The sequence below is a fragment of the Lysobacter niastensis genome (assembly GCF_031457115.1).
Taxonomy (GTDB): domain Bacteria; phylum Pseudomonadota; class Gammaproteobacteria; order Xanthomonadales; family Xanthomonadaceae; genus Lysobacter_J; species Lysobacter_J niastensis_A.
Genome location: NZ_JAVDVY010000003.1, coordinates 371,197 through 390,932 on the forward strand (window position 1 = coordinate 371,197; position 19,736 = coordinate 390,932).

General features: G+C 65.8%; 21 protein-coding genes. 12 read left to right on the forward strand and 9 right to left on the reverse strand.

Features of this window, described 5'->3' with window-relative positions; all coding sequences use genetic code 11:
• Positions 1-6: 6 nt before the first annotated feature.
• From J2X06_RS16400 to J2X06_RS16410, 3 genes are all read left to right on the forward strand, one after another.
• Positions 7-669 (forward strand): glutathione S-transferase family protein, encoded by a 663-nt coding sequence (locus J2X06_RS16400; RefSeq protein ID WP_310064275.1) that lies wholly within the window; start codon positions 7-9, stop codon positions 667-669.
• Between the two features lie 118 nt (positions 670-787).
• Complete coding sequence (locus tag J2X06_RS16405; protein WP_310064276.1) at positions 788-1,396, forward strand: FMN-binding negative transcriptional regulator; 609 nt, start codon at positions 788-790, stop codon at positions 1,394-1,396.
• Positions 1,397-1,606: 210 nt separating this feature from the next.
• Positions 1,607-2,251: an outer membrane beta-barrel protein gene (locus tag J2X06_RS16410; protein ID WP_310064278.1), complete on the forward strand. Its 645-nt coding sequence runs from the start codon at positions 1,607-1,609 to the stop codon at positions 2,249-2,251.
• Positions 2,252-2,259: 8 nt separating this feature from the next.
• On the opposite strand, the gene J2X06_RS16415 is transcribed toward J2X06_RS16410, so the two are convergent.
• Positions 2,260-2,910, reverse strand: coding sequence for a CPBP family intramembrane glutamic endopeptidase (locus tag J2X06_RS16415; protein ID WP_310064280.1), 651 nt, complete (start codon positions 2,908-2,910; stop codon positions 2,260-2,262).
• Between the two features lie 93 nt (positions 2,911-3,003).
• Here J2X06_RS16415 and J2X06_RS16420 point away from each other — a divergent pair, with 93 nt between their 5' ends.
• Both J2X06_RS16420 and J2X06_RS16425 read left to right on the forward strand, forming a co-directional pair.
• The gene (locus J2X06_RS16420) at positions 3,004-3,687 is read left to right on the forward strand and encodes a TetR/AcrR family transcriptional regulator (RefSeq protein ID WP_310064282.1); all 684 of its coding nucleotides are present in this window, start codon (positions 3,004-3,006) and stop codon (positions 3,685-3,687) included.
• A 29-nt stretch (positions 3,688-3,716) separates the two neighbouring features.
• On the forward strand, positions 3,717-4,559 hold the full coding sequence (locus tag J2X06_RS16425; RefSeq protein WP_310064284.1) for a class I SAM-dependent methyltransferase: 843 nt from the start codon (positions 3,717-3,719) through the stop codon (positions 4,557-4,559).
• A gap of 47 nt (positions 4,560-4,606) precedes the next feature.
• Here J2X06_RS16425 and J2X06_RS16430 read toward each other — a convergent pair whose 3' ends face one another.
• A complete protein-coding gene (locus J2X06_RS16430; protein ID WP_430539613.1) occupies positions 4,607-5,200 on the reverse strand; it encodes a DUF6151 family protein in 594 nt (197 codons plus the stop codon).
• A 172-nt stretch (positions 5,201-5,372) separates the two neighbouring features.
• Between J2X06_RS16430 and J2X06_RS16435 the strand changes: the two genes are divergently transcribed.
• Together J2X06_RS16435 and J2X06_RS16440 are read left to right on the forward strand one after the other, a co-directional pair.
• Positions 5,373-7,088, forward strand: coding sequence for an AMP-binding protein (locus J2X06_RS16435; RefSeq protein WP_310064288.1), 1,716 nt, complete (start codon positions 5,373-5,375; stop codon positions 7,086-7,088).
• 113 nt (positions 7,089-7,201) lie between these two features.
• Positions 7,202-7,840, forward strand: a complete 639-nt coding sequence (locus J2X06_RS16440; RefSeq protein ID WP_310064290.1) for a DUF4136 domain-containing protein — start codon at positions 7,202-7,204, stop codon at positions 7,838-7,840.
• 91 nt (positions 7,841-7,931) lie between these two features.
• Here the strand turns inward: J2X06_RS16440 and J2X06_RS16445 are convergent, their stop codons facing one another.
• Positions 7,932-9,077: an SDR family oxidoreductase gene (locus tag J2X06_RS16445; protein WP_310064292.1), complete on the reverse strand. Its 1,146-nt coding sequence runs from the start codon at positions 9,075-9,077 to the stop codon at positions 7,932-7,934.
• Between the two features lie 300 nt (positions 9,078-9,377).
• A complete protein-coding gene (locus J2X06_RS16450) occupies positions 9,378-10,598 on the reverse strand; it encodes a S1 family peptidase (RefSeq protein WP_310064293.1) in 1,221 nt (406 codons plus the stop codon).
• Between the two features lie 305 nt (positions 10,599-10,903).
• On the opposite strand from J2X06_RS16450, the gene J2X06_RS16455 reads away from it, so the two are divergent.
• Both J2X06_RS16455 and J2X06_RS16460 read left to right on the forward strand, forming a co-directional pair.
• Entirely contained in the window at positions 10,904-11,299 is a 396-nt protein-coding gene (locus J2X06_RS16455; protein WP_310064295.1) for an EF-hand domain-containing protein, read from the forward strand.
• 95 nt (positions 11,300-11,394) lie between these two features.
• A complete protein-coding gene (locus J2X06_RS16460) occupies positions 11,395-12,009 on the forward strand; it encodes a dihydrofolate reductase family protein (protein ID WP_310064297.1) in 615 nt (204 codons plus the stop codon).
• Positions 12,010-12,075: 66 nt separating this feature from the next.
• Here the strand turns inward: J2X06_RS16460 and J2X06_RS16465 are convergent, their stop codons facing one another.
• The 4 genes from J2X06_RS16465 to J2X06_RS16480 all read right to left on the reverse strand — a co-directional run bounded on the left by J2X06_RS16465 (position 12,076) and on the right by J2X06_RS16480 (position 16,579).
• Entirely contained in the window at positions 12,076-13,617 is a 1,542-nt protein-coding gene (locus J2X06_RS16465) for a serine hydrolase (RefSeq protein WP_310064298.1), read from the reverse strand.
• A 351-nt stretch (positions 13,618-13,968) separates the two neighbouring features.
• Positions 13,969-14,619, reverse strand: coding sequence for a hypothetical protein (locus tag J2X06_RS16470; RefSeq protein ID WP_310064299.1), 651 nt, complete (start codon positions 14,617-14,619; stop codon positions 13,969-13,971).
• Positions 14,603-16,042, reverse strand: coding sequence for a phospholipase effector Tle1 domain-containing protein (locus J2X06_RS16475; RefSeq protein ID WP_310064301.1), 1,440 nt, complete (start codon positions 16,040-16,042; stop codon positions 14,603-14,605). The genes J2X06_RS16470 and J2X06_RS16475 overlap by 17 nt, the downstream gene beginning before the upstream one ends.
• 21 nt (positions 16,043-16,063) lie before the next feature.
• Positions 16,064-16,579 (reverse strand): hypothetical protein, encoded by a 516-nt coding sequence (locus J2X06_RS16480; RefSeq protein WP_310064302.1) that lies wholly within the window; start codon positions 16,577-16,579, stop codon positions 16,064-16,066.
• A gap of 341 nt (positions 16,580-16,920) precedes the next feature.
• Here J2X06_RS16480 and J2X06_RS16485 point away from each other — a divergent pair, with 341 nt between their 5' ends.
• Together J2X06_RS16485 and J2X06_RS16490 are read left to right on the forward strand one after the other, a co-directional pair.
• Complete coding sequence (locus J2X06_RS16485) at positions 16,921-17,976, forward strand: nuclease-related domain-containing protein (protein ID WP_310064303.1); 1,056 nt, start codon at positions 16,921-16,923, stop codon at positions 17,974-17,976.
• 9 nt (positions 17,977-17,985) lie between these two features.
• Positions 17,986-18,210 (forward strand): hypothetical protein, encoded by a 225-nt coding sequence (locus J2X06_RS16490; protein ID WP_310064305.1) that lies wholly within the window; start codon positions 17,986-17,988, stop codon positions 18,208-18,210.
• Between the two features lie 251 nt (positions 18,211-18,461).
• Here J2X06_RS16490 and J2X06_RS16495 read toward each other — a convergent pair whose 3' ends face one another.
• Positions 18,462-19,340 carry an acyltransferase gene (locus tag J2X06_RS16495; RefSeq protein ID WP_310064307.1) on the reverse strand — a complete coding sequence of 293 codons (879 nt, stop codon included), beginning with the start codon at positions 19,338-19,340 and terminating at the stop codon, positions 18,462-18,464.
• 30 nt (positions 19,341-19,370) lie between these two features.
• On the opposite strand from J2X06_RS16495, the gene J2X06_RS16500 reads away from it, so the two are divergent.
• Complete coding sequence (locus J2X06_RS16500) at positions 19,371-19,730, forward strand: hypothetical protein (protein WP_310064308.1); 360 nt, start codon at positions 19,371-19,373, stop codon at positions 19,728-19,730.
• Positions 19,731-19,736: the final 6 nt, after the last annotated feature.

Genomic DNA, 19,736 nt, shown 5'->3' on the forward strand with positions numbered 1-19,736 from the left:
TTCCGCATGCCCGTTGCCCGTCCCCGCCTGTACGCCCACCCGTTTTCCTCGTACAGCCAGAAGGCGCTGATCGCGCTGTACGAAAACCAGATTGCGTTCGACTACCGCAATCTGGAGGACGCGCAAGCCAGTGCCGAGCTTGCGGCGTTGTGGCCGATGCGTCGCTTCCCCGTGCTGGTCGACGGCGATCGCACGGTGATCGAAGCAACCAGTGTCATCGAATACCTCCACCTGCACTACCCCGGCCAGGTGAAACTGATCCCGGACGATGACGACACCGCGCTCGAAGTGCGAATGCTCGACCGCTTCTTCGACAACTACATCTCCACCCCGCAGCAGAAGGTGGTCCTCGACCGCCTGCGTCAGGAAGCCGACCGCGACCCGCACGGCGTCAAGGAGGCCCGCGCGATGCTCGAGACCGCCTACGCCTGGCTGGATGAGCGCATGGCCACGCGCGAATGGGCCGTCGGCGCGGCCTTCACCCTGGCCGACTGCGGCGCGGCGCCGTTCCTTTTTTACGCCGACTGGACGCACCCGATCGATGCCCGTTTCGCCCGCGTCCGCGCGTATCGCGAGCGGTTGCTCGCGCGCCCTTCGTTCAAGCGCGCGGTCGACGAAGCACGGCCCTACCGTCCGTATTTCCCGCTGGGCGCGCCGGATCGGGATTGACGGGCAGAAAGACGCGGACTCGCTCTCCCGACCGGCAGTGGCGAACGGGTCCGGCGCCTCGTTCGTATTGGGACGCGCGCGCGTCCCCGACTACGCCGCATCGTAAGATCGTCGGATGATGACCCATCCTGCCTTCGCGCCCAATTCCCCAGCCGACATCGATCGACTGATTGCCGCCCACCCCTTCGCGCTGATGATCAGCTCAGCCGCCGGCGCGCCCATCGCGACCCCACTGCCTCTGTTGCTGGAACGCGACGAGGACGGTGCGATCACGCTGCTGGGCCACATTGCGCGCATCAGTCCCCACACGGAGCTGCTGCGTAGGGAGCCGCGGGCACTCGTCGTGTTCCTGGGGTCGCATGGATACATCTCGCCGTCGTGGCTTGCCGATCGCACCCAGGCGCCGACCTGGAATTACGAAACCGTGCATTTCGAGGTCGACGTCGAGTTCGACGACCGCGCCGAGGCCACGCAGACCGCCCTGACCCAATTGGTGGACCATATGGAACGTGGCCGCCCCAACGCCTGGTCGGTGGCTGACATGGGGTCGCGCTATGAAATGCTCGCGCAGGCGGTTGTCGCATTCCGGGCGCGCGTGATTTCGACCAAGGCCAAATTCAAGCTCGGCCAGAACGAGCGGCCCGATGATCGTGCGGACATCCTCAAGGGTCTCGAACTCACGGCGCATCAGTCGTTGCTCGAAGCCATGACGCGGTCCAACCCTTAGCTGATGACCAACCACTGGGCGCCGCGCGAACCCGGCGGCGTCCTGCGGATGATGCAGGCGAAAACGTGCTCTGCCCCCGGTTTTGAACCCGTGGACCATGGAACCTGCGACGGCGGTCCATAGGGCGGGCTGACGCCGCGGGTTAACCTATGCGGCTCCGCGTTGCCGCCACGGCGATCGCGCCTTCTCCCCATCGGAAACAGAAAAAACATGCGCAATTTTGGATGCGCGGCATTGTTCGCCGCCTGCCTCGCCGCCGCCCCCGCGGCCTCGGCCGGCGATTTCTTCATCAACGGCCAGCTTGGCCAGATCGAACTCGACAGCAACAGCTTCGACGACGAACAGACCAATTTCGTCCAGGCCGGCGCCGGCTACCGCTGGGGCATCGGCATGGCGCAGGTCGGGCTGGAAACGGGCCTGGGCAAGCTCGACGACCTGGAAGACCAGAGCCGCAGCGATTACACCGGCGGCCATGTGGACCATGCCTACACGCTGTCCTGGCGCTACGCCTTCATCGGTGCCAACGCGCGGATCAAACCGCCGGTGCTGCCGGTGTACTTCATCGGCCGGGCCGGCTACGTAGGCCTGGAACGGAAGCTGGAGGACACCTACGTCGATCATTACCTGGACACCTCGCCGGTCACCGGGCACCGCGCATCCAAGGAAACCGACGGCGGCACGTACTACGGCGTCGGCGTCGGCACCACGATCCTGCCGCTGCTGGACGTGGGCCTGATGTTCAACCAGTACCGCTATTCGCAGGCCGTATACGACCCGGTCGGCGACGAATACCACCTGTCCGACGACAAGCGCGACGCGCGCAGCGTGAGCGTGTCGGTCGAATACCGCTTCTGACATTTCATTCAGCCGGGGCGCGCTCCGGCATACAGCGCGAGCATGCTGACCGTGTCGATCAACCCATGCGCCACCACCAGCGGCCACACCGTGCGGAAGCGCAGCATCAGCAGGCCAAACGCGAGCCCGATCGCGCCACTGACGAGGATGCCGGTCGCCCCCTGGTAGGCATGCCCCAAACCGAACAGCACCGCCTGCGCGAGCGCGGCGAGCACGACGGCATGGCGGCGCTCACCGAACAATGACTGCAGCCGGGACTGCAGGAAGCCACGGAACAGCACTTCCTCGCCGAGCGCCGCCGTCGTCCAGCTGATCGCCAGCATGCCGAGCAACCTGCCCTCGTCGCCCTGGATGTCGGCAAACCGCGCGGTGTCGATGGGGTCCCAGCCCAGACCCCGCGTGGCCAACAGCGTCGCGGCCAGCGCCGCGCTCCAACCGGCCAGCAGGCCGATCAGAGCTTGCAACGCCAGGCGCGCGGGGCCGTCGGGGGCGCCCAGCCCGATCGAGGCCCAGGGCAGGCCGCGGCGGCGTTGCGTCGCGACCATGGCGATCAGGCCGGCACCGACCGCGAACGGGCCTGCATATGCGATGCCGACGGCCCCCAAGCCGAAGAACGCGGCCAGGAACGTGGAAACGACGATCAGCAGTTGGCTCGACATGGCGACCTCGGAGGTATCCGGTGTGCCTGTAGCGTGCACGCGCGAAAAGCGAACGGCCTTATCCTTTTGCGCACCGTCCGTCCGGCCTCCCCGATGCCCACGCACCCCGCCCCTTCCCCGCTGCGCCCGGTCCGGCAGGACCGGAGCCTGCGCACGCAGCAGCGCATCATCGCGGCGATGGAAGCGCTGCTTGCGAACACGGACGGCAGCGAGATCACCATGGAGCGCATCGCCGACCACGCGCACGTGTCGATCGGCGCGATCTACAAGCGCTTTCAAGGCAAGGACTCGCTGCTCCCGCTGGTGCTCGAACGAGTGCAGGATCAACAGTTCGAGCGGCTGCGCGAGTTCCTGGCCCGGCCATGCTGGTCCGACGCGGGACTTGCACAGCGCATCCACGTATTGCTCGAAGTATTCGCGCAGAGCCAGCAGGCGCGGCAGCGGTTGATCCGCGCGCTCGTGGTCGGCCACTGGCAGTCCAACGACCGCGCGCCGATGGAGGCACGCAGCGCCGAACTCATCGGGGCGATGCACGCATGGCTTTCGGAGTGCGCGGCGGAGATCCGTCACCCCGACCCGCGGCTCGCACTCTCGTTCGGCCTCTTCAGCACGCTGCAGACCCTGCAGACGGCGGTGCTGTTCGACCGCGTGCCGCCGGCACTCGGTCTGGCGGGCTTCGTCGCCGAAATGGCGCGGATGTTCCAGGCCTATCTCGGCTTGGCGAATGAACCCGCCCCACTTCTTCGCGCGGCCGGACCGCGCGAAAGCGCAACCTGACCACTGTTCTCGGAAGGAGATTACCCGCCGTGTCGCACTATTCAGGCCCCCTGCTCACCCGCGACCTCGCGCAGGCGTTGCTGGCAGCGCGCGATGCTGGTGCGGACGCATGGACCGGATCGCTGGACCTGGGACGCTCACGCGGCGAGGCGACTTTGGAAACGGACGCGTGGCGATGGCGCGATGAGCGCTATCCGTACCCGCAGAAGCTGAAGGACCGGACGATCTACTACTGGGACGGCGATGAGTTCGCGCCGGTATCGCGCTTCTCCGGTTCGCTGATCAAGCTGGTGCCCAGCGAATGGGGCGCGCCGACCTTCGAGATCGACGGCATCAAGATGTTGCCCACCTCGAAGGAGTCGCCCATCGACGACGCGCGCCGCAAGGTGGCGCTGGTCGAGCCGCGCGGCAAGGTGGTCCTCGATACCTGCGGCGGCCTGGGTTACTTCGCGGCGTGCTGTGTCGAGGCAGGCGTGGCCCGCATCGACTCGTTCGAGAAGAACCCCGACGTGCTGTGGCTGCGCACGCTCAACCCGTGGTCGCCCGACCCCGACGCGCCGGCCATTGGCGGCCGCCTGCAGCTCGTCCATGCCGATGTGTCCGAGGCGATCGCGCAGATCGCCGATGCTTCAGTCGATGCCGTGCTCCACGACCCGCCGCGTTTCGGCATCGCGGGCGAGCTGTATTCGCAGGCCTTCTACGATCAACTGGCGCGCGTCCTGCGCCCGGGCGGGCGCCTGTTCCACTACACCGGCACCCCGAACAAGCTCACCAGCGGCCGCGATGTCCCGCGCGAGGTGCACAAGCGACTCGAGAAGGCCGGCTTCAAGGCCCAACTCGCGCTGGACGGCGTGCTCGCGACACGGCGCTGAACCGCCCGATAAAAATGGGCGCTAACCCTGCCCGTCTCAGGCCGCTGTCAGGCCGCGTCCCGCTCCAACGCGGCACGTTGCTCGCGGCTGATCACATCCGGCTCGCGCAATGGCCGGCCGCTGGCATCGAAGAACGGCGAGGTACGCTCGTGGCGCAGGCGAGCACCGATGAGGCCGGCGAGGATGCGCCATCCGCCCGCCAGGAAGGCGAGCGGCGTCGCACGCACTTCCGCGGTCGCTGATCCGGTGTTGAGCACGATGCGATCGCGAGGCCCAAACGCCGCGTCCACCGCCAGCGGCGCTGCATCGAAGCAGGCCGTCACGATGCCAGCGTAGAACACGTTCGGATCTCGTGGCGTGTTGCCCAGCGGCGTGCGGCAACAGGACGCGTACCAGCGAAGCAGACCTTTGGGACTGAGCGACATGCAGGCCACGTGCTCGGAGCCGGCGGTGAACCGCACCGCAGCCGGTGCCGTCGCGACGATGTCGGTGCCGCCTCTGTCATCCAACACGCCCGGCTGCCCGAGGTAACGGGCAAAAGCACGGCAGTCCTTGCAGTAGCAGGTCGCCCGCGCGTAGGCGCGGCCTGTGTCCATTTCGCCCCTCACCGCTCCGCAGCGGCATCGCAGTTGCATCGTCATGCCAGTGGGCCTCTGTCGTTACCAGATTTCGCAGCGATCCTTCTCCGCCGCCTCCACATCAGCAAGAAACGGGATCAGATTCATGTTTATACCCCAATGAACCTGACCCTTTTTCGGTGCCGGTTGCGAAACGCTAAGCTAGCCTCCGCACGCTAGTCGCACAGGCAACGCCATGCAGGCTCTTGACCCCGCCCTCAGCCACGTCGTCGGCGACACCTCGCAGCCACTGCTGGACGAAACCATCGGCGCGATGCTGCGACGTATCGCCTCCACCTGGCCGCAACGCCCCGCCTTGGTGGTGCCGGCACAAGGCGTGCGGCTGACGTGGCGCGAATTCGACGACGAGGTGACGCGGCTCGCAGCCGGCCTGCTGGCGCTGGGGCTGGCGCCGGGCGATCGCATCGGCATCTGGTCCCTCAACCGCGCCGAATGGGTGTTGGTGCAGTTCGCCACCGCACGCGCCGGGCTGATCCTGGTGAACATCAACCCTGCTTACCGCAGCCACGAACTCGAGTACGCGCTCAACGCGGTGGAATGCAAGGCGCTGGTTCTGGCGCGCGCGTTCAAGACGTCGGACTACCTGCGCATGCTGCGCGAACTCGCGCCCGAACTCGACGCCAGCGCGCCGGGCGAACTACGCGCGGCGAAACTGCCCGCGCTGCGGCACGTGATCGTGCTCGGCGACGAACCCGCGCCCGGCTGCCGGCGTTTTGACGACATCCCCATCCGCGACGACGCCGACGCGCTCGCTCTTGTCGATGCCGTGCAGGCACGGATCGACCCGCACGATCCGATCAACATCCAGTTCACCTCCGGCACCACCGGCTCGCCCAAGGGCGCGACACTCACCCATCGCAACATCCTCAACAACGGCTGGTTCGTCGGCGAATGCATGCGCCTGGACGAACGCGACCGGCTGTGCATCCCGGTGCCGTTCTACCACTGCTTCGGCATGGTGCTCGGCAATCTGGCCTGCGTGACGCACGGTGCCTGCATGGTCGTGCCGGGCGAAGGCTTCGACCCTCTGCTCACGCTGCAGGCCGTGCAGGCCGAACGCTGCACCGCACTGCACGGCGTGCCGACCATGTTCATCGCCATGCTCGAGCATCCGCGCTTCGGCGAATTCGACCTCTCGACCCTGCGCACCGGCATCATGGCCGGCGCGCCCTGCCCCATCGAAGTGATGAAGCGGGTCACCGCGCAGATGCACATGGGTGAAGTCACTATCGCCTACGGCATGACCGAGACCAGCCCGGTCAGCTTCCAGACCACGCCGGACGATCCCGTCGAACGCCGCGTGGATTCGGTCGGCCGCATTCATCCGCACCTCGAAGTGCGCATCGCCGACCAGGAAGGTCGCACCGTGCCGCGCGGCGAAACCGGTGAACTGCTCACGCGCGGCTATTCGGTGATGCGCCGCTACTGGGGCGATCCGAAACGCACCGCCGAGGTGCTGGTGGACGGCTGGATGCACACCGGCGACCTGGCCACGATAGATACCGACGGTTATTGCCGCATCGTCGGCCGCCTCAAGGACATGCTGATCCGCGGCGGCGAAAACGTGTATCCGCGCGAAATCGAGGAATTCCTGTTCACCCACCCCGCCGTGGCCGAGGTGCAGGTGTTCGGCGTGCCGGACGAGATATTCGGCGAGGAAGTCTGCGCCTGGGTGCGCCTGTCCGATGGTTCCCAATGTACCGACGACGACCTGCGCGCGTTCTGCCAGGGCCGCATCGCGCACTACAAGATCCCGCGCTACATCGAATTCGTGGATGCCTTTCCGATGACCATCACCGGCAAGGCACAGAAGTTCCTGATGCGCGAAGAAATGGCCAGGCGGCTGGCGCAACATGGGGATCAGGTCCATCCATCCGGTGGCGACAAATGACCTGCCCCTCTTATCCCGCGGTACTCAGCCCCCCTCTGAAGGACTGCGCGCGCATCACGCGGCCATGATGCAGCCAGACCCAAAGTAGCGCCCTCCGCCAGGGGAAGAACACCATGACGACGATGAGAACACTCGGTCTTGCGATGGCCTGCTGCACAGCGCTGTCCGCCGCTGCCCTGTGGCCTGCGCGCGCGCAAACGCGCAATGCGCCCGCGGCGCAAGTGGAGGTATCCAAACCCGCCGTATCCCTGCCCGGCCCGACCTATGCCTGGGTGCCGATGCCGCCGCGCCTGAAGGCGGAATCCGACCCGCGCGTGCAGGACCCGAAACTGCGCGCGGACTTGCAGGCATCGCTCGACAAAGCGTTACGCGCCAAGGGCTACCAGCGCATCGACGACCTTCGACAGGCCGACATCGCCGTGGCCTACCGCGTGGGCGTACAAGACGTGCAGCAGACCAGCGTGCGCGAGACCGGCCTGCAAACCGCGAGCGCATCCGCGGTGGAGTGCCGCAGCGGCGGTTGCTCACAGATAGTCGTCCAGGGCACCGACGGCGCGCCCACCATCAAGGTGGATTCCGTCGACATGGTCGAAGGCGGTCTGATGATCGAGGTGATCCAACCCTCCGACCTGCGCGTGCTGTGGCGGGCGCTCTACCGCGGCTCCGTGCGCGCGAAGGATGCGGGCTCGGTCAACCTCGACGCGATCGCGACCCGCACCCTGGATCAACTGCCACGCGCCAGCGCGAAGTGAGCGGTCGAAAAGGGATCGAAGCAGCACAAAAGAACGCGCACCTCGCGCAAGGCCCCGGGTGCGCTTCGCTTACCCGGGCTACGCTGGCTGGCTACGCGCCCTTGCGCGCATGCCACGCCTTGAGCAGTTCCGCTTCCTGTTCGCGGGTGAGGCCGGCGCGCAGCTGGGCCTGGCGCTCGGCCGGCTGGCTGCGGAACCACGCCAGCAGGTCGGTCACGGTGGTCGCAAGCGGGCGGTAGGTGAGCCCGGCCTGGATCGCGCGCGCGTTGCTGACCGCTCCGTAGCCGGCGTACGGGCCGCTCTTCCTCGACACCCAGATGGGCAGCTCGGGGACTTTCTGTTCTTCAAGGAATTCCGGGGTGACGTGCGTGTAGGTCGGCTTCCCGCCCGTGACGGTCTGGCAGGTCCGCAACATCGCATCCATCAACAGCGGCTTTTCCGGGCCGACGGCGTTGAATGCACCAAGGGTGCCCGCCTCCGCCAGCCGGATCATCCATTCACCCAGGTCGCGGCCGTCGATGACCTGCACCGGATCGGCACCATCGCCGGGCACCAGCATTTCGCCGCCCTGGGCAACGCGGTGCGGCCAGTAGGTGAAGCGGTCGGTCTCGTCGCGCGGGCCCACGATGTAACCCGGGCGCACGATCGTCACGCGCTCGCCGAACTGCTTGCGCGCTTCGGCCTCGCTCAACGCCTTGAGCGGGCCGTACAGGTTTTCGATGTCGGCGCGCAGCGACTCCTGCGTCTCGGCCATCGCGTCCTTGCCTTTGTAGACCGCGAGCGCGTCGTCCTCGCTGATGCCGGGCTTGCTGCCGTCGGCATACACCGAGATCGTGGAGATGAAGAGGTATTGCCCGACGTTGCCGGCCAGGACCTTGCCGGCATCGCGCACCCAGAACGGCAGGCTGGTGGGGTTGTCGATGCACACATCCCACTTGCGCCCCTTCAGTGCCTTGAGGTCGCCCGTGTTGCGATCGCCGAACAGCTGCTCCACTTCACCCGGCCACTCCGGCGACGGTCGCTTGCCGCGATTGAACAGCGTCACCTTGTGCCCGCGCGCCAGTGCGTAGTTCACCTGGAACGGGCCGGTGAAGCCGGTGCCGCCCAGGATGAGGATGTTCAGCGGCTTGACCGCGCGCGCCACGGGCTTGGCGTCGTGCGCGAAGGCAATCGATGGCAGCGCGGCCGCTGCGGCGGCGAGGGCACTGAACTTGAGCAGGTCACGGCGGGTGGTCATTGGGCGGTTCCTGATTGAGCGGGCCTGCCGGCAGACGCCCTGCCCTTCGGCTGGCTTCGTCCGGCTCCAAACGGGTCAACTCTAATCCGCCGACATCCGGGTGCGCCAATGTGCCATCGATCAATATCGACGGCGGCATCGCGGCCGCGATCGCAGTCGAACGCACGGCACACAGCATCGTTGCTCGATGCCACGACGCGGTCCAATCCGAGACGTTGGTTCGCTTCGATCCCGATCAGGGTTGTCAAAACAAACGCCCCGGCAAGCCGGGGCGTTCGTGTTTGCACTGGCGCGAGCGGATCAGGGACTGGTGCGCAGCGTCAGGTTGTACGCCGACAGGATCGGCAGGAGCGGCTGGTAGAAGCTCCGGGTGCGATTGTTCGGCTGCTTGCCCTTGCAGGTGCCGCTGCCGCCCGACAGCACGCCCTGGGCCTGGCCGGGGCCGGTGATGAACGAGCCGCCCGAGTCGCCGCCTTCGGAACAGGCGGTGGTGCGCGTCAGGTTGAGGATCGTTTCGCCGCTGCTGTAGTTGACGGTCTGGTTCTTGGCCTCGATCGTGCCGCAACGCCAGCCCGAGGTACGACCGGAGCGGCAGATCGCGGCGCCGACGGCGGCTTCCGTGCTGCCCCTGACCGTGACGTCGCCCTTGCCCCAACCATAGACGGTCGGCAGCAGTGCGTTGCCCGCGTCGACCCTGACCCAGGAGTAGTCGTTGCCGGTCTGGCCCGGCTGCGGGAAGTTGGACGCGGCGAACGTGCCGATCCTCGGCCCCAGCGTCCACTGCGAGGGTTCGTAGTACACCGGCTCGTTGGCGGTGCCGCAGTGGCCGGCGCTGACGAAGCCCGGGGTGCTGCCCTGGGTGACCGTGAAGCCGATCGAGCAGGCGTAGAGATAGCCGTCGCCGGGATTGCGCAGGTAGCCGAAGCCGCCCTTCAGGTCGGTGCGCAGGGTCGGCTGTTCGTCCGCCGTTTCCAGCCGCACGCTCTGGACATCCACGCCGCTGACGGCGGCGAAGTCGATGCCGGCCTGCTGCGCGCCCTTGCCGACGCTGACCACGACGCTGTTGCTGGGCAGGTCCACGTACCAGCCGTACACGCCGTTGGGCACCTTGCCGCCGCGCGACAGCACGGCATCGAGCCGGGCCTTGGATGCATCGAGCTCAGCCAGGCTGTGGCGCGCGCTGCGGATCTCGATGTCGGTGGCGCCTTTCTGCGGGCGGATCGAGGTGCTCGCGACGACCAGCCGGAAGGTGCCATTCGACTGGCGCTCGATCCAGCTGCCGGCGAAGTTGCGCCCCTGCGCCTTGGCCAGTTGCTTCTCCTGCAGAGCCGCGAGGCGTTCGATCTTGAGGTACTGGGAGAGCTGGGCCGAGGTCAGGCCGAGGTCACTCTGCATCGCCGCACGGAGCGAGGGCGACATCGTGTCTGACGGCCCCGCTGCGGACGCGGCCATGGCGAAGGCGAGCGAGAGGGGCGAGAGCACGATCAGGCCGCGCTGGGCCCAGGAAGCGAACTTGCGCATCTGCAAATCTCCAGTCGGATTGAGTCGGATTTGCAGGACCCGTCGTCCGCGCGGCAGGGGACACAGCTCGCGAACAGGCCCGGCCGGCGGATGCTGTCACAGGGATATTCAGATGGCGTGAAGCTTGCAGGTGCCGTACGGCAACAGGACTCGCGACGGACCGGTCCGGAGTTCACAGGCATGAACCCTGTCCCCGGCAGGCACTTGAATCACAAGTAAATTCACTCTGCCCGCACTGCGCCTTTACGGCCCATCTGCAAAGTTCAGGTGTCCCACAACGGGCAGGCCGTGCCCAAGGATCTGCCATGACGCAGAAGACGCTCCCGATACTCGTTGTTGCCCTGGCGACCGCCATGCTTGCCGTCGCCTGCAAGAAGGCCGAGGAAACCCCGACCACCACGCCACCGGCCGAGACCGCGACCGCCCCGGCAGCGGAAACGCCGCCACCGGCTACGGAAACCCCGCCGCCGGCAACGGAGCCTGCGCCGTCCACGACGGCATCCGCCGCGCCTGTCGACAGCGGCATGAGCTTCGCAGACATGGACAAGAACAAGGATGGCGGCATCACCAAGGACGAACTGGCGCCCACCGAAATGTTGAGCCAGCACTTCTCGGCCGCCGACAAGGACGGCGACGGCAAGCTGACGCAATCCGAGGTCGATGGCCACCGCGCCGAGATGGCCGCCAACCCGGGCGGTTGATCCGGACAGCAGGATCCAACGGTTGAAACGCGAACGCGCCCGGGTGACCGGGCGCGTTCTTTCCTGTCGAATGCGATCCACACAGGAGTCCCGACATGAGAAAGCTCACCGTTGCCGCAATGACCAGCCTCGACGGCGTCATGCAGGCGCCCGGCGGCCCGGAGGAAGACACCAGCGGCGGTTTCGCCTATGGCGGCTGGATCTGGCCCTACGCCGACGAAGGCGTGGACGTGATGGGCGGAGCGTTCAAGCGCCCGTTCGATCTGGTGCTCGGACGCCGCACCTACGACATCTTCGCTGCGTACTGGCCGCACGTGCCGGAGGGTGCGCCGCACCAGTACATCGCCGACGCGTTCAACGGCGCCACCAAGCACGTCGCCACCCACCATCCCGACACGCTCGCGTGGCAGAACAGCCGTGCCCTGGGCCCGGACATCGCCGCCGCGGTGCGCGAGCTCAAGCGCGGCGACGGCCCCGACCTGCTGACCCAGGGCAGCAGCGACCTGCTGCACCAGCTGCTGGCCACGGACCTGGTCGACGAGTTGCGCCTGCTGATCTACCCGGTCCTGCTCGGCCGCGGCAAGCGCCTGTTCGACGACCGCACGCGGGCGTCGGCGTTCCGGCAAGACGAGTCGCAGACCTCGTCCACCGGCGTGCTGGTCACCCGCTACGTCCGCGACGGCGAGGTGCGGACCGGATCGTTCGAGTGACCTGCCGACTGCCTGGCAATGCGCTTGGCTCATCGCGCCCCGCGCGTCCGTACCGCCCTCCGCCTGCTATTCGATGCGCGGCGTGGGCACGGTCTCGCCGTTTTCCACGATGTCGATCCGCACCACCCGTCCACCCTCGCGCACGAAGTTCATCGTCCACGGCCGGATCTTCACGAACAGTTGCGTGGGCGATTGGGCGAACAGCTCCGCGCGCTGGCCCTGGGGGAAGTCCAGGAACAGGCGGTCGCCTTCGCGGCTGATGGTGGCGATGCGGCTGGGGAACTGATAACGGCCGGCGTACGCGGCGGCGAGCTTGGGATCGAGCGGGACGATGGTGCGCGCCTTGGCGCGGCGGTCGGCGATCCACCTGTCGAGTGCCAGGCGCGAAGTGCGCTCGCAATCGGTCGACGGCGCCGTCGACCACGCGGTCGCGCCCTTGTCCGGCGCCTGCGGCTTGGCGTCCACCGTCGGCGATGCATCGTGCTTGTCGCCGCGGTCCGCCACCTCCGGCACGAACGTGTTGATGAAGTCGCAGGCGAACAGATCGTTCGTGACGTCCTCGCCGACCTTGTAGTGGTGGTCGGCCAGGGCTTCGCTGTTGGCGAGCAGGATGAGCGTGAGCTTGCGCGCGGGGATCTTCAGGTACAGCGCGGAGAAGCCGGTGCCCCAGTGGCCGTAGTGCCAGACCAGGCGCTCGCCGCGGTAGGCGGTGGCGTACCAGCCCAGGCCCATCGGGAGGGGCTCGCCCGTGCTCGACCGGACCGGCGTCCACGCGCGGGTCAGCATCGCTTTGCCGAGCAGCGCGTGACGGTCGATGGCGACGTCGTACTTCGACAGGTCGCGCACGGTCGACACCAGCCCCGCCGATGCCCAGAAGTCCGCGGGCGGATAAGTGGTGAGCACCACCTCGCCATCGCCGTAGTAGGTGTAGGGCCGCGCGGATCGTGCCAGCACCTTGCGATAACGCTCGAGGTTGGCCTCGCCGAGCATCGGCCACTTGTCCGCATCGTCGGCGAGGTCGGGGCCGGGCACGCTGTCGTCCATCGACAGCGGATCGAGGAAGGTCTCGACGAACTGCTGGCGCAGCGGCTTGCCGGTCGTCTGCTCGAGGATCGCCTTGAGGTGCTCGAAGCGGTCGGGGTTGTAGTTGAACTTCTCGCCGGGCGTACCTTCGGACGTGTGGCTGAGCAGGTGCCTGATCTGGACACGGTCGTCCTTGATCTCGGGCACGTAGCGCGACACGGGCGCGTCGAGGTCGAGCTTGCCCTGCTCGACGAGCCGCAGCGTGAGGATCGCGGTGAAAGTCTTGGTGACCGAGGCGATCTGATAGAGCGTGTCCGGCGTGGCCGGCACGCGGTGCTCCACGTCGGCGTAGCCGAAACCCTCGGTCCACAGAACGTCCCCGTCCTCGAGGATCGCGGCGGACATGCCGGGTATCTTCAGCCGCGCGCGCTCGGCTTCGAGCTGCTGACGGAACCGATCGACACGCGGGTCGTCCGCTTTGGCAGGCGCCGGTTCGACTGCCTGCACCCGAAAGGCCGGGGCGCCGACCAGCATCAGCCCGGCAAGCAGCGCCATGGCGAGGGTGCGCGATGCGTGGAGCGGCATGAGGTTCTCCTTCGGTGGACGGGAACGGCGCGGGGATGCGCAGGCCGGCACGGCGACGTCCGCCGAGAGCTTAGACGCGCGTATGGACAAGATGGTTTAGAGGAACGTTCACCCGCGGCAAAACCGGGTCGCGATCGCGCTGCTCGTATGTCAGACGCCAATTCATGCGAGCGTGGCCCCTCCTGGCCGAAGGGACCTACCGTGTAAGTCGCTCGCGATTGCCAAGATGGTGGACGCCACTGCGTTGCCGCGGGCGCGCTTCGCTCATCCGGGCTACGCCACCTGCTGGCGCGAAGGCATTCGTTCGAATACGCCAGAACCGTTAGCCACGGCCGCTTGCGAATCGCCGGGTTACTCCGTCAACACCACGTACTCGCCGTCCTTTCCGGCACGCTTGGGCTTGGCGCCCACCTTGATGCAGAGCGCGCCGTCGCCGCAGGGCACCAGCACCCCCGATTGCGTGGCACGCAGGATGTCCCGCGGAAACTCGGCCTCCCTCACATCGCGCAGGGTGCGCCACGCATAAAAACCGCACCCCATCGCGGCGAGCATGGAACCCATGCCCAGGGCGATCAACCCTTTCCAGATCAGCGTGCTCTGCGCCGCCGTCAGCAAGCGGCGTTGTTCGGCAAGGGCATCGGCCGCCCACTTCGCGGTGTCGGAACTCCTCTGCAATTGCTGCTGGAGCTCACCCACCGCGCGACCACTTCCCTGCACTACTGCCTCGTGCGCCTGGGCGCGAATGGCCTGCAACGCCGTTTCGGCGAAGCGCTCGCCACCTTCGTTCAGGCGACGGGCACCCTGCTCCAGTACGGCCACACCGCCCCCGAGCAGCTGCACCGCCTGCGCGCTTCTGGCCTCCAGACGTTCGACGATGGTGGACACCTGCACCACGGTCTGCTTGAGCGTTTCCACGTTACCCGCGTCATCGACATTCCGGTTCATCGCCGCTCGACTCCAACCCGCTTCTTCATCCCGGAACCCTTCACAGGCTTCTGCCATGCGAACGCTGCGGCGCTTCCATCTGCTCCGCCTGTTCGACCATCTGGCGCTGCTGCATCGCCCACTGCTCCTGCGCGTCCATCCGTTGGCTGCACTCGCGAATCTCCCGTTGCATCTGCTGTCCGTACGGCGAACGTGCAAACTCGTTCGCGATCTCATGTGTCTGCTGCCGCGACAGTGCATCATCTGGACGCGCACATGCCCGGTGCAGGCGTTCGAACAGATCGTCGATCTGGCTGACGGGTGGAGCCGTTGTCAGATCGAGCCGCGGCGGCGGCTGGTCGGCAGCTACAACGCGGTGTTCGAACCGCCGGCTCAAGACCTCGTCGCGCGGCTCGGCGTTGTAGGCGTCGGCCACCTGCCCGCCCCAGGCACGCGGCACCAGTCGATCGACGTGGCCTTCCGGCTGAAGACGGTCAACCTTGTCCCCCCATCGGTACAACAGCATGCCCTCCTCCGAACGGTGCACCACATTCAGGCGCGGATCGTCCGGCTCCGGACGCCGTTCGAGGAACGGCTTGTCGCTGAGCGAGTTGAGGTAATTCACCACCAGATTGCCGCTGCGCACGCCCAGGCCATCGCGGTGGTAACTGCCGCCAATGTCCGAATGCTTACCGCCCACCACCACTCCGAGGAAGCGACCATCGGCCGTCATGCCCGGATCGATGATGTGACTGCTCTTGAACAGGCCGCGCCTCTCGTCCTCGGCGATGATCTGGAAGCCGGAGATCACCGACGGCGGCAACCGGCGATCCTTCTCGTTCACCGGCTCGCCGGTACCGACCGGGTCAAACAAGGCAGCGACTTGAGCCACCTGGCCCGGGGCCACGAACGGAGGCTTGGTGTACTCGACGCTTTTGATCTGGCCTTGGGCGTCGTAGATGTATTTCGCGCCGGACGGATCCTGTATGCCACGCTCGTGTACCAGCCGAGCGAAGCCAGCTGCCTGTTCGGCGCCGCGGCTGAAACCGAGGTCGACGACGCTGATCTGTGCTTCAGGATCTTCTAGTTTCCAAGTTCGAGCCTGCTCGATGAACAGCTTGTACATCTTCTCGATTCGCTCATCGTACGTATGGCCGCGCGCGCCGTCCCATACTCGATCGATGACGCCATGCTGAGTACCTGGGCCCTCGACGTACTCCGCTCTAATATGGGGATTCCTCGCCCTCTCAAGTTGCTTGTGGATACTGGCGACATTGGTCGCATGCTCAGGGTCGTGGATTGCGTCATTGCCCGTACCGTCCAATGCCGCAACGAACAGACGATCATGGGGATTTCCAGCGCGGATCAACCCCGGCGTTGGGAATCGCGCCAACGCCTCCGCAGCGAGAGCGTAGCTTTGCAGGTCGTGCGCGTCGGCAGGGTAGTGCGACACGCCGTCGCTTCGCACACCATCCTTATTCTTCTTGTGCTTCTCGGCCATTGCTATTGCCATCCTTGGTCGTTAGTAGGTTCTACTCCACGCCATAATCAAATCTTCCCGTCCATAGCTGTACCTGTTTCCGGGAATCTGCTCATTAATGGTTGCAACAAACGCCTTCATGTAGACGCTAATAGTCCGATCATTGACCTCCAAAATGATGTCGGGACTCCCTCCGAAGGATTGCTCCGCATAGTCCGACTCCGGCACCCGGTGCAGCACCCGCTGGTCCTTGAAGATCGCCCCGATGTCGACCTTCGCCTCATGTGCCACCCCGTCCAGAGAACGCCAGCGCACCTCGGCCGGAGGCGGGAAGTTGCGGATACCAGCGTGGGTGCCCTGCCATTCCTCTCGGTAGTCCGGCGACTCCGGGGGAGGCGTCACCTCATCCCGCCCACTCCATGCGCTCTGCTGTTGGTTGGCGTAGATCACGCTGCAACCGATGGTGCCGTAGCAGTAGGCATTGAAGTTGTGCTCCCTGAACGTCAACGGAAACACGTTGGGCGGCTTCGTCGAAGCATGGGATTCGGACTTGGACATTACGGATTGGCATCCTGCAATGAGGGGAAGTGACAACACGGCAGCTAGGGCTGCGCGGCACAGACGAGCGTCGAGGCGAAAAATCACAATCCTTCCTTGGGCTTCCTGGCGTGATGGAAGCAGAGCACAGCCGCAGCTAGCTTTCAAACGTGATTCAACCAATAAGCTGCAACAGGCATGAAGACCTTGAGTGCCAGTACGCGGGTTGTCTGAAAACCTCGACGCCGAGTTCGCACGGCGACGACGCACAGCCCATGCGGACGGCAAAGACCCGCCGGGCGGCGGGTCTATTTGTATCCGGGTACCGAATGAGCGATGGGTGCGGTGGGCTCTCAGATTCTGTGACGACGCGCCACAGGGTATCCTCGACCCAAGGGGGATCCACCGTGCTGATCAAAAAAGCCGATGACCATTCGGCCTTCATTCGCGAACTGGAGCGCACCGCGTCCGGAAACGGCCTCGAAGCAAAGCGCGCCACCGATGAACTGCGGATTCGCCAAGCCGGCCTAAGGGGCGAAGCGGAATCGGCCTATCTGATCGACTTCGACTTCGCGAACTCGCGAAACTGGGCCGTGGTCCATGACCTGCGACTGGAACAAAATGGGCGCGTGGCACAGATCGACCACCTGCTGATCAACCGCTGGCTGGACGTCTATGTGCTCGAGACCAAGCATTTCCACGCCGGCCTGAAGATCACCGAACAGGGCGAGTTCCTGCGCTACGACAACTACAAGCGCACCTACCTGGGCATGCCCTCGCCCCTGCAGCAGAACGAGCGGCACATCGCCGTGCTTCACGATGTCGTCGAGCGGATCGAATGGCCAGTGCGGCTAGGATTGCGCATCGCGCCCTCGTTTCACTCCCTCGTTCTCGTCGCGTCCAATGCGCGCATCGACCGACCGAAACACTTCGACACCTCGCGCGTGATCAAGGCCGACCAACTCAAGGCACGGATCTGGAAGGACATCGACGACGAAGGTTTTCTGTTGATGATCAAGACCGCCGCCAAGATGGTGTCGCGCGACACCGTGGAATTCGTGGCTCGGCAATTAGTGGCGCAGCATCGGCCGCTTTCGCGGAAAGCATCCCCCGAGGAGGCGCCGCCCGTACACAATCGCACCCGCATCGAGCCGACGTTCACCCCTGCCACCGCGGTACAGCGCAAGCAGAACACGCCCACCGCACCCGCGTGCAAATCCTGCAGCGGCCGCAGCGGCGAGATCCTGCACGGCAAGTTCGGCTATTACTTCAAGTGCGGCAGTTGCGCCGCCAACACTGCCATCCGCTTCACCTGCCAACCCGGACACAGCCCCCGCCTGCGCAAGGAAGGCGCCGCCTTCTACCGCGAATGCGCCGAGTGCAACAGCAGCGCCCTCTTCCACCGCAATGGCCAGTGAGTACCCGCGATGATCCTGACCCTGCCCGTCCTGCTCTACCAACTGCTGTTCGTGCTGATCATGTATGTCGCCAGCCGTTTTGGACACAAGGCGATGTTGTTCGCGTTGGTCGCCTGCCTGGCGTGGACCGCAACGCATATCTTCTTTCCGCCGCTGATGGTGGTGCAGGCGGTGGTAATTGTTGCCAGTTATATATGGCTCCGCAGGCGCATCAAGTCGAGCGCTGCTTCATAGCGAACGGGCCAAGCACGGTCCGACCAATTGATGCGCGCACTTCGGCGTCAAAGCGGTGCCCTCACTACATCGAGCTCAACCTCGTCCGTGCGGCCATGGTGGCCGCCCCGGGGACTATCGCTGGTCCAGTTACACCCACAACGCGCTGGGCGGACGACCCGCTGTTACGCCGCATCCGGCTTACTTCGCCCTAGCGCGGAAACACCTGCACCGCAGCAGGCGTACCTGCACTTGACCCCTGTTTTGGTCCTTCAGTCCGCCAGCAGGCGGGTCATGTCCGCATCCTTCTCCTGCCACAACCGGTTCATCCACTGCTGGAAACGGGCACGGAACGCGCGGTCGTTCTGGTAGTCGCCACGCAGCAACTCATCGGGGATCGAGCGTTGGCGCAGGTGCACGCGGATTTCGGGGATGCGGTCCGCCAGCAAGTCCATCATCGAGGGTCGCCCGCCGGGATACGCGATGGTCACGTCGAGGATCGCGTGCAGGCCCTCACCCATCGCGTCCAGCACGAAAGCCACGCCGCCGGACTTCGGCTTGAGCAGGTGTCGGTACGGCGCGCCCTGCGTGGCGTGCTTGCCCGGCGTGAAGCGTGTGCCTTCGACGAAATTCATGATCGCCACCGGGATCGCACGGAATTTTTCGCAGGCGCGGCGGGTGGCTTCGGTGTCGCGCCGGGCCAGCTCCGGGCGACGCGCGATCTGCTTGGGCGTGTAGCGGCCCATGAATGGGAAATCCAGCGCCCACCACGCCAGCCCCAGCAGCGGCACCCAGAACAGCTGCCGCTTCAGGAAAAAGCGCAGCAGCGGAATGCGTCGGTTGAACACCTTCTGCAATACCAGGATATCCACCCAGCTCTGGTGATTGGCCAGCACCAGATAGTGGCCGTCCACCTGCAGCACCGCGTCCTCCTGCACGTCGACGCGCATGCTGGTGAAGCGGTCCATCATCCAGGTGTTCACCCCGATCCAGCTTTCCGCCAGCCCGGTGAGCAGAGGATTGCTCGCCCGCCGCACACGGTCGAACGGCAGCAACGCCTTCACCAACGCCACCAACAGCAGTGGAAGCACATGCAACACGGTGTTGGCTGCGATCAGCAGGGAAATCAGTACCAGGCGCAATGGGAGCATGGAAACACGACAGTCTCGGATGAATGCCTATTGTCCCGAGGAAACCGAGGCCACGTCACCCTGCAGGCCGGAGCCGGGCAGGCCCGCGGATGCTTCTCCAGGGCATTTCCGGTTGTCGATGCCCGATTTCCGGTTGCGGGCGACCATTTCCCGGTGGCCGATGCCCGGTTTCCGCTTGCTCACAACCCCTTTCCGTTTGCCGATGACCGGTTGCCGGTTGGGCATGACCATCTTTTGGCTGCAGATGACCGGCTTCCGGTTGCACGCAACCATTTCCCGGTTGCGGACGACCGTGTTCCGGTGGTGCACGACCACTTTCCGGTCCCCGTCGCACGGGACATCCATGAAGAAGAAGGCCGCCCGGAGGCGGCCTTCGGTTCTGGAGCGTGACGCGAC